The organism is Ruegeria sp. N10, from assembly GCF_056531545.1.
In genome coordinates, this window is sequence record NZ_JBQFLY010000038.1 from 1 (window position 1) to 8,510 (window position 8,510).

An 8,510-nucleotide genomic window follows, 5' to 3' on the forward strand; every position below is an offset into this window, starting at 1 on the left:
AACCGATGATATGCCCACACCGAATAGGCGATGATTTCGCGAGGAAAACGGAAGCCTTTCAGCCGCGGCAATGAAGTCGGTATGGTCATGGTACCGCGCCATCCGAAATGGACAGCGCGATCAACTTGGCAATGCCGGCGGCGGGCGTCTGCAGCCTGCCACCTAGCTATCGGGGCATTGTCGATCCGTCAAGCCGTTTGCGCGCCACGGCCATGTCGCGCCCATCAAATATCCCTATTTCTCACATTCTAGAAGCCACCAATCGTGCATTGCGTGAAACATCTTGGTCAGGGCCATCGCCTTTTGGGTCGCCGTGTATTCTACCCGTGGCGGCACCTCTGGAAATATCTCGCGCGTCACCAGCCCATCTTCCTCCAGCGCCCGAAGCTGCCCAGTCAGCATGGTCTGCGTGATCCCGTCCACGTCCCGCTTGAGTTCGCCGAAGCGCTTCGTGCCCTGGAAGATCAGAACTTGAAGAATGATCAGTTTCCACTTGCCGCCAATCAAGCGGGCGATATCGGGCATGGGGCAGCGCTCGGCAAAGGCGTCGTTCGATGGCCGTGATTCGTCCGTGACGTTTTTCATGACATTCATGGCAGCCTCCCTAGTACTAATTTGCTACCAACCATTATTTTGTAAGTTTGCTCACAAATCAAACCATTTGTATGGAAATTCATCGGGTTGCCCCAAGGCGCGACCAGAGAATCGCCGCCAATAGTAGCAAAAACCTGACCAAGTAAAGAAAAACTGCCTTCTTTTCAATAGGTTGCAAAATCCCATATTGATGCAGCGCACACAGGAACAGGGAAGATCAAGCCATGCTTTTGGAAGGGAAAACCGCAATCGTCCTCGGTGTAAACGGGCATATCGGACGCCATGTCGCCGAGCGTTTTTTGCGGGAAGGGGCAATCGTGTTCGGTGCCGGTCGAAACGGCGCCCACTCACGTATCGCTGAAAAACTTGCCGACTACCGAGATCTTGACGCCACCGACACTTCGGCGGTGTCCGACTTTGTGGACGCGGTCTGGGAAAGGCAAGGCCGCATCGATATTGTCGTGAACCTCGCAGGCGTACGACCGTTGGACTATCATCACGGCAACCCAAGCGTCGAGGTTTCCTCCGAGCAGTTCCTTCTGCCACTGTCCGTCGACACCTGCGCTCAGTTCATCTCGGCCAAAGCGGCTTATCCTTACATGACCCGGCAGGGGTTTGGTACGGTGATCTTCAACACCTCGACACTGGCCAAGGTCGGAGCCCCGTGGTCGGCGGCGGCTTCGGCCTCTCATGCTGCGACTGAGGGGTTGATGCGTGTACTGGCGCATGAATGGGGACCGGCAGGCATTCGTGTTCTGGGTGTGCGGTCCGAAGCGTTGCCAGAATCGTCAACCATCGATTACACGTTCAAGACGATGGGCGGGCAAATAGGCCTCGACTACGCGGGCATGAAGGATTTTGTCGAGCAGAACAAGACCGCGCTCAAACGCCTGCCATCTGCCGAAGATACCGCCGGGGTCTTTGCTTTTGCGGCGTCCGATCTTGCCTCTTGCATGGCAGGCACCATGCTCAACCAGTCGGCGGGACATATCCTGGAATGATGATATCCGTGCCGCCCCATAACAATTTCGCAATTGAGGATTAGGACCTGAACCATGACATTGACCATCCACACAATCAGCGGCGCACCGCGACCCTGGCGAGTGCTTGTGGCACTCGCCCTAAAAGGCATCCCTTGGGAACAGCACGTTCTGCAAGCCTCCGCCGGAGAACACAAATCCGAACCCTTTCTGTCGCTTAATCCGCGCGCCACCGTCCCGGTGCTGGAAGCCGACGGCATCGTCATCCGCGATTCAATCGCCGCCCTTGCCTGGCTGGATCGGCGCTATCCCGAGCCTCCACTCTTTGGCGCAACACCGGACGAGGCCGCGCGAATCTGGCAGGTCACCATGGAAGCTTGCGACTATGTGCGCGAGGCCAATCGTGCTGTGCTGGTGCCGGTCTTGCTGCAGCGGCTCGACCCGCAGCCGGGCAGCGAAGAAGACAAGGCACTGGTCGGAGCCAGTGAAAAGCTGCATGCTGAATGCCGCTGGCTTGAAAGCCTGCTGGCTCAAGGCCCCTATTTGGCGGGTGATGAACCGAGTGCGGCAGACGCGGTTGTGTTCCCGGAAATCCGCCTTATCCAGCGGGCGGTCGAGAACCACCACAAGGTAATGGACCGGCTTGGTTTCGGCTATCCGCCTGATCATTATCCACGGGTATCCGAGTGGAAAGCCCGGATGAGCGAGCTTCCCGGTATTGAGGACACGTTGCCTCCGCATTGGAATGAACAGGAGGCAGTACCTTCCATGCGAAACTATAAAAAGTCTCTCACGGTCGCGGCCACCCCGGAACAGGTCTTCGAAGCACTGACGAAAGGGTTCGAACACTGGTGGACCACACCTGATCAGCCGATCCGGAAAGAGGGCGACCGGGCCAAGTTCACCTTTCCGCCGGGCCGGTCGTACTGGACTTTCGAAGCCAGGCGGCTTGTTCCCGGAAAACTGGTCGAGTTGGAATGCGTCGAGGCGCTGCACCTGCATGAAGGCAAGCCCAAGGAGATCGAGACAGAATGGCTCGGCACGCGGACGATCTGGACCATCTCGCCCGAAGAAAACGGCGCGCGAGTTCGTTTCGAACATGTGGGGCTTTCACCAAGCCTTCTTTGTTACGAGGTATGCGAGGCCGGATGGGACAGGTTTTTTGTCGACAGCTTAAAGGCCTATCTCGACACCGGTACGGGTATGCCGCACCGCCCACCGGTTTGAGTTTCGGCCGTAAGGACAATTGAAACTGGCTGTTTGGCAGTGAACAACGTTGACCAGATGACTATGGGGCTGCTCGAAGCGGCAGGTATCGGTTCGGGCATGCGCGTGCTTGATATCGGCTGCGGCACCGGCGCGGTGTCATTCATGGCGGCCGAACGGGTCGGATCGCACGGTCAGGTGATCGGTCTTGATCGGGACGCAGGCGCATTGCAATTGGCACGCGCCAGACGGGCCGAGTTGGGTTTGCGCAACGTCACATTCTCTGAAGGAGGTTTTGACGCGACTGGAATCAAGGACGAGACCTGCGAGGCCACTATCGGACGGCGTGTGCTGATGTATCAGCGAGATCCTGTGGCAGCGGTAAGCAGCCTTGCCCGCGTCCTCAAGCCGGGTGGTCGCGCCTTGTTCCATGAGCATGACCTAGCCACAATCGAACAGGTCGGAGCGCCTTGGCCGCTGCATGATCGGGTCCGTGGCTGGCTTCGCGATATGCTGTTGGCCGAAGGCGCCGACATCCACATGGGCAGCCATATGTACGCCGTTCTTTCGGAAGCGGGACTGGAGGTGGAAGCGATCCGTGCCGAAGCGAACCTTTTGACACCCTCGTCTCGCTATCCGGTTGCTTCGATTGTCCGCGCGGCGCTTCCGCGCCTTGAACGATACTCGATTGCATCGAAGACTGACATCGATATCGATATCGATACCCTTGAAGACCGGCTTGCCAACGAGCGGCGGCAGTTCCGACCAACCTGTGTTTGGGAAATCGTTTATTGCGCCCAGGCCCGGAAACGACGTTCTGCTTGATGGCCTGAAAGGTGGGGTCGCAACCTAGTGGCCCTTATACGCGGCTCTGGGTTCCTCTCAAAGCCGGGCGACTTTTTGCTTAGATAATACGCTGTTCCAGTTCAGATGGATCCGAGACTTCGACGTACCAGAAATCACGGGCCTCTAGGGGCAGCTTGTCGAGCACCCGCTGGAAATTACGCGCGTTTTTGTGCCGCCGCAATGCCCAGGCGGCCGCTTGGATGGCATTATCGGGAGTGAGGTTGTGATGTTTTCGGACGGCTTGGACTTCTTCGACAAGAGAAGCGCGGTCACCAAACGGAAGCGGTTGATCCGAGATGTCCCAATCCTTCACGAAAATCGCCCGGGGAACGCACGGGAGCACACTGGCGAAATCTAGCTCCTCCTGGGCGGTTAAGCGCCCTCGAAACACCTGAAATACCACATCAAGTGCGGTATATGTGTTGTTGTCAGAATCCAGGTACATTCTTCATCGCTCAAACACCATTGTTCACTTAATGTTCTCATCAAGGTTGTCTGTTTGATACGAAGGAATCGTCTTATGATTCAGGGAAGCTGTTGCTGTGGGGCGGTAAGATTTGAGCTTTCGTCCGAGCCGTCGATGATGGGCACCTGTCATTGCTCGCGCTGCCGCAAGGTTGGCGCCAGCGTCATCGTCTTCGTGAAGAAGGAAGACCTGAACTGGCTGCAGGGAAAGGAGCATGTGGCGACCTATCGGCCCGCTCCGCCCTACAAGTACGCGCGGTGCTTCTGCAGGTTCTGTGGCACGTCGCTTGGGGAAATCCTCTCGGACGATAACAGTTTTCCGATTGCCGCGAATGCTCTGGATACGGAGTTCGGCGTCAGAAACCAGTTTCACGAATTCGTCTTTGAAAAACCGGACTGGTATGAGATTTGCGATGACGCCCCGCAGTCTGATGGCCATCCACCGTCATAGTCTGGATCGAGTCAGGGCGCGCCCTCAACGAGCGTCATGAGCTTCTCGAATGCCTGGGTCCAGCCGCTTTCGCCCGCTGATCCCTCGGGCACACCGATATGGATCATTGTCATGCGTGTCTTGCCGTCCGCTTCCGCCAGTTCCACAATGACGTCCGTCACGTCCGGCGTACCCTCGGGCATTCCCATGCTGGAGGGCGGAATGAGGATGCCGTCGGCATCACACATGCTCTCGGTATAGACCAGGCGGGTGGGCGCCGTGACCTCTTTGTAGACGCCGATGAACCACATGGACATGGTCCGGTCGGGCGTCTTCATCTCCATGCAGATCTTGCGCTGCCCGCCAACGACGACATCCATTTCCGCAAATGGCACGGTCATGCCCATCGGGCCATACCATTGTTTGAAGAGCGCCGGATCGGTCCACATATTCCAGACCGCATCGATTGACGCCGCAAGCTCGCGTTCGATGCGAACCCATCTTTGAACTTCATTCATCGGAAATCTCCCCGATTTGCTTCAGGACGTCGGCCATGGCATCGAACCTTGCCGCCCAGATATGGCGGTATTGTTCTGTCCATTCGGCGATGGCCTCCAGCGGTCTTGCATCCATCCTGCAAGGTCGAAACTGAGCGTTCTTACCGCGTGAGATGAAGCCTGCGTCTTCCAGAACCCGGATATGCTTCGATACGGCCGGCAAACTCATTGCGAACGGTTCGGCCAGTTCGTTCACGGTCGCCTCGCCCTGTGCTAACCTCGCAAGTATGGCTCGCCGTGTCGGATTGGCGAGGGCCGAGAAAGCCGCATCAAGCTTGGTCTGGTCAGTCATACGTACTTTATTAAACCAATAGGTTAATAAATCAACTGGTAAAATAAGAAATTCGGAGTGACCGGCCTTGGCAACAGGCGTCACGCAGCAACGCAATCCCCACCGAACGGGCCGAATTGAAGCCGTTGGCCATAAGAAGGCCAACGGCAAGATCTCAGAGCAGCCGGACCGACATGCCGCCATCGGCGACGAGTGGCGTCCCGGTTACGAAACTCGCCCGGTCCGATAACAAGTAGAGCGCAGATTGGGCAATCTCCTTTGGCTCGGCAAGGCGTTTTACCGGATGCAGGCCGGCGATGAATGCATGCGTGTCGGGATCGTCACCGGCCATTGCGGTCATCGTTCCCCCGGGAAGCACGGCGTTGACGCGAACCCCATCCCCCGCATGTTCCGATGCCAACGCCTGTGTGAAGCCGATCATCCCCGCCTTGGATGCGGCATAGGCGGCCATCCCCGGCATGCCACCATTGCTGAACCCGACGAATGAGCTGGTAAAGACTATCGACCCTTTTCCTTGCGCGGCCATGACCGGGATCTGGGCTTTCGCCGCGTAGAACGCGCTGGTCAGGTTCGCAGCGATTACCGCGTCCCAGTTCGCCGTGCTCATCGTCGAAACCGGACCCATATCGCCCATGATGCCCGCATTGTTGAAGGCACCATCGACCGCGCCGTATTTGTCCAGCGCAAGCGCCACCAGCGCCTTCGAGTAAGCTTCGTCAGTGACATCCCCGGCAAGGCAGGTTGCCCTGCCATTGCTTTGAGTGATCTGCCCGACCAGCTGGTCCAGTTCGGCCTTCCGCCGCGCACCAAGGATGACGTTGGCGCCTTCGGCGGCAAAGAGCAGCGCCGCGGCTGCCCCGATGCCACTGCTTGCGCCGGTGACAATGACGGTCTTGTTCTTCAGTTCCATGATCATGCCTTTCAACTTATTTGCATAACCATGGGTCTATCGGGCCGACCGCCGGCCAATCGACCCGTTTCTTGCTACTGGCACGGGTGTGGGACCCAATGCGCAAGAACCGGGTCGTGGGGTGCTGAGGATCGGGCGGGCACGAGACGATGGCGGGTGGCCAGCGCGGGGCCGCCTGCGCCACGGCCCTGCCGGGCTTTCCCGGCTCGCCCTAACTGGCTGGACTTAAATCCAAAGCCCGGTGCGGTATGCTGTCTGACATCAGCGCTTACCGGACAAATTTAAGGGTTTGAGCAACGGAGGATTTCTGGTTCATCGTAACCTTTATGGAGTGAAGATGAACAAGAAATCCGGAACAAGTAAGGATGCCGCTGACAAGCTGGTCAGAGGCATCAAACGCAAGACGCGCAAGCACTACTCAACCGAGGAGAAGATCAGGGTTGTCCTGGCGGGATTGCGGGGCGGGGAAAGCATTGCTGCGCTGTGCCGCCGCGAGGGTATTGCCGAGAGCCTGTATTATTCCTGGTCGAAGGAATTCCTGGAGGCGGGCAAGAACCGGCTGGCCGGGGCTCTGTTGCACAAATCGGGTGAGAGGCAGAGCTCCCCTTTCCCCGGACAGACCTATCCTGCGACCTCTGTGCTGGGTGTGCCGAGCGCGGTGAAGCCGTTCAGGACGGCGACGCGAACCTGGAACTCTGCGACCTGACGGTCGAAGTCCCGGGCGGACAGGCGCCGGCCCAGCAGTTTGACGCAGTGCATCTTGGTCTCGGCCCTGCTTCGGCGGTGGTATCCACTCCATCGTCGCCAGATTGTTCGGCCGACACGCTTCGATGTGCACAGGATCTCGTTGCGGGCGATCGCCCCTGAGGTGTCGGGCTTCCAGGGCTTGGCATTCTTCCGCGGCGGAATGATCGCTGCGGCCCCACGGGCGGCGATGGCATCATGGCACTTGCGGGTGTCGAAAGCACCGTCGGCGGTGACGCTGGCGATCTCCTGATTGGGTGGGATCTGGTCAAGCAACTCGGGCAGCATGGGGGCATCGCCCACGTCGCTGGTGGTGAACTCAGCGGCCCGGATCTCCAGGGATTTCTCGTCGATCCCGATGTGGATCTTGCGCCAGACCCTGCGTTTGGCGCCACCATGCTTGCGGGCGTTCCACTCGCCTTCGCCTTCCACCTTGATCCCGGTGCTGTCGACCAGCAGATGCAACGGGCCGTCCGAGCCGCGGTAGGGGATGTTGACCTTCAGGGTCTTCTGGCGCCGCGACAGCGTGCTGAAGTCGGGCACAGCCCAGTCCAGGCCGATCAGACGCAACAGGCTCTCGACGAACCCGGTTGTCTGGCGCAGGGCCATGCCGAACAGCACCTTCATGGTCAGGCAGGTCTGGATGGCGGCGTCGCTGTAGTCGGGCTGCCGCCCGCGCTTCCCGGTCGGCGTGGCTTCCCAGGTCATCGAGGGGTCGAACCAGATCGTCAGCGAGCTGCGGCGCTTGAGCGCTATGTTGTAGACGGGCCAGTTCCTGGTCTTGTAGGCGGGCGGTGTCGGTCTGCTCATGTGCCCCAGCTACCACGCTGGATTCACGAGATGAATCCCTCACCGGATTTGTGCAACAGAGCCCTCTCCGAACCACACTATTTTGGATGCCCATCATTTCAACGACTATCGCAATGATTGAATGCGCTTTTGATGCGAGACGTTCTTCGGTCCGGTTCGATCGACGATCTAGCGCAGGTTCACTCCTTTCAGGTCGTCTGGTTTCAGCCGATAGCGGATTACGTTGCCTTCATGGAGCCCCGCGATCTGCTCACGAACGTAAGCGACAACATTCGCTCGATCAGCATCGGGCACGCCAGCAGCCAAAGCCATCTCATCAACCGCATCGTTTCGGAACTCCTTGAATTCGAGAACGCAACGCCGGACCGCGGCGCGAACGAATTCCCGATAGGCAAGCGCAGCCTTTTCCGGGCTATCCACCTCAGCGCGAAGAATTCGGTACTTTTCCGCGGACGCCATGTACGCGTCCATGTAGACCTCGCGCAGCAGCGCGACGTTGTTCAATTCATAGATCCCGATGAGCCCGTCGTTATAGCCGCTGTCGTCCATCGTCGTGAACGACATCGGCGCAAGGTCCGACTTCAGAAGTGGGATGTTCGAGGCCACGCGCGAGGTTCGCTTGTTGACGTCGGCAAAGGCCTGGAGGTACGGGAAGTGCACTAGGAGGAAAAAGGAC

The 8,510-nt window shown here is 58.5% G+C and carries 11 protein-coding genes and 2 pseudogenes; 5 read left to right on the forward strand and 8 right to left on the reverse strand.

The genetic code is table 11. From position 1 onward, the window contains the following. A pseudogene (locus tag ACR0JI_RS21490) lies at positions 1–89 on the reverse strand (IS6 family transposase); the annotation flags it as partial. A gap of 145 nt (positions 90–234) precedes the next feature. Further along, positions 235–594, reverse strand: a complete 360-nt coding sequence (locus tag ACR0JI_RS21495) for a winged helix-turn-helix transcriptional regulator (RefSeq protein ID WP_480477974.1) — start codon at positions 592–594, stop codon at positions 235–237. A 224-nt stretch (positions 595–818) separates the two neighbouring features. Between ACR0JI_RS21495 and ACR0JI_RS21500 the strand changes: the two genes are divergently transcribed. From ACR0JI_RS21500 to ACR0JI_RS21510, 3 genes are read left to right on the forward strand one after another with little or no spacing between them, the layout of a single operon-like run. Beyond that, positions 819–1,595 carry an SDR family NAD(P)-dependent oxidoreductase gene (locus tag ACR0JI_RS21500; RefSeq protein WP_480496609.1) on the forward strand — a complete coding sequence of 259 codons (777 nt, stop codon included), beginning with the start codon at positions 819–821 and terminating at the stop codon, positions 1,593–1,595. Positions 1,596–1,649: 54 nt separating this feature from the next. Further along, the gene (locus tag ACR0JI_RS21505; protein ID WP_480496607.1) at positions 1,650–2,801 is read left to right on the forward strand and encodes a glutathione S-transferase N-terminal domain-containing protein; all 1,152 of its coding nucleotides are present in this window, start codon (positions 1,650–1,652) and stop codon (positions 2,799–2,801) included. A gap of 39 nt (positions 2,802–2,840) precedes the next feature. After that, positions 2,841–3,605: a methyltransferase domain-containing protein gene (locus ACR0JI_RS21510; protein ID WP_480496605.1), complete on the forward strand. Its 765-nt coding sequence runs from the start codon at positions 2,841–2,843 to the stop codon at positions 3,603–3,605. A 79-nt stretch (positions 3,606–3,684) separates the two neighbouring features. Here ACR0JI_RS21510 and ACR0JI_RS21515 read toward each other — a convergent pair whose 3' ends face one another. Next, positions 3,685–4,071, reverse strand: a complete 387-nt coding sequence (locus tag ACR0JI_RS21515; protein ID WP_480496603.1) for a DUF2267 domain-containing protein — start codon at positions 4,069–4,071, stop codon at positions 3,685–3,687. Positions 4,072–4,146: 75 nt separating this feature from the next. On the opposite strand from ACR0JI_RS21515, the gene ACR0JI_RS21520 reads away from it, so the two are divergent. Further along, positions 4,147–4,542, forward strand: a complete 396-nt coding sequence (locus ACR0JI_RS21520) for a GFA family protein (RefSeq protein WP_480496601.1) — start codon at positions 4,147–4,149, stop codon at positions 4,540–4,542. 11 nt (positions 4,543–4,553) lie between these two features. On the opposite strand, the gene ACR0JI_RS21525 is transcribed toward ACR0JI_RS21520, so the two are convergent. The 3 genes from ACR0JI_RS21525 to ACR0JI_RS21535 form a co-directional block, all read right to left on the reverse strand. Then, on the reverse strand, positions 4,554–5,039 hold the full coding sequence (locus ACR0JI_RS21525; RefSeq protein WP_480496599.1) for an SRPBCC family protein: 486 nt from the start codon (positions 5,037–5,039) through the stop codon (positions 4,554–4,556). Then, positions 5,032–5,454, reverse strand: a complete 423-nt coding sequence (locus ACR0JI_RS21530; RefSeq protein WP_480496597.1) for an ArsR/SmtB family transcription factor — start codon at positions 5,452–5,454, stop codon at positions 5,032–5,034. The genes ACR0JI_RS21525 and ACR0JI_RS21530 overlap by 8 nt, the downstream gene beginning before the upstream one ends. 70 nt (positions 5,455–5,524) lie before the next feature. Beyond that, on the reverse strand, positions 5,525–6,280 hold the full coding sequence (locus ACR0JI_RS21535; RefSeq protein ID WP_480496595.1) for an SDR family oxidoreductase: 756 nt from the start codon (positions 6,278–6,280) through the stop codon (positions 5,525–5,527). Between the two features lie 337 nt (positions 6,281–6,617). Between ACR0JI_RS21535 and ACR0JI_RS21540 the strand changes: the two are divergent. Next, positions 6,618–6,848 (forward strand): annotated as a pseudogene (locus tag ACR0JI_RS21540) (transposase); the annotation flags it as partial. Between the two features lie 53 nt (positions 6,849–6,901). Here the strand turns inward: ACR0JI_RS21540 and ACR0JI_RS21545 are convergent. After that, positions 6,902–7,834, reverse strand: a complete 933-nt coding sequence (locus tag ACR0JI_RS21545) for an IS5 family transposase (RefSeq protein WP_480477960.1) — start codon at positions 7,832–7,834, stop codon at positions 6,902–6,904. 168 nt (positions 7,835–8,002) lie between these two features. After that, positions 8,003–8,510 (reverse strand): hypothetical protein (locus ACR0JI_RS21550; protein ID WP_480496593.1); only part of this gene is annotated, 508 nt, incomplete at its 5' end.

Coding starts and splice junctions, on each gene's coding strand:
- ACR0JI_RS21495 (WP_480477974.1), bottom strand. CDS start 594: ATGAATGTCATGAAAAACGTCACGGACGAATCACGGCCATCGAACGAC.
- ACR0JI_RS21500 (WP_480496609.1), top strand. CDS start 819: ATGCTTTTGGAAGGGAAAACCGCAATCGTCCTCGGTGTAAACGGGCAT.
- ACR0JI_RS21505 (WP_480496607.1), top strand. CDS start 1,650: ATGACATTGACCATCCACACAATCAGCGGCGCACCGCGACCCTGGCGA.
- ACR0JI_RS21515 (WP_480496603.1), bottom strand. CDS start 4,071: ATGTACCTGGATTCTGACAACAACACATATACCGCACTTGATGTGGTA.
- ACR0JI_RS21520 (WP_480496601.1), top strand. CDS start 4,147: ATGATTCAGGGAAGCTGTTGCTGTGGGGCGGTAAGATTTGAGCTTTCG.
- ACR0JI_RS21525 (WP_480496599.1), bottom strand. CDS start 5,039: ATGAATGAAGTTCAAAGATGGGTTCGCATCGAACGCGAGCTTGCGGCG.
- ACR0JI_RS21535 (WP_480496595.1), bottom strand. CDS start 6,280: ATGGAACTGAAGAACAAGACCGTCATTGTCACCGGCGCAAGCAGTGGC.
- ACR0JI_RS21545 (WP_480477960.1), bottom strand. CDS start 7,834: ATGAGCAGACCGACACCGCCCGCCTACAAGACCAGGAACTGGCCCGTC.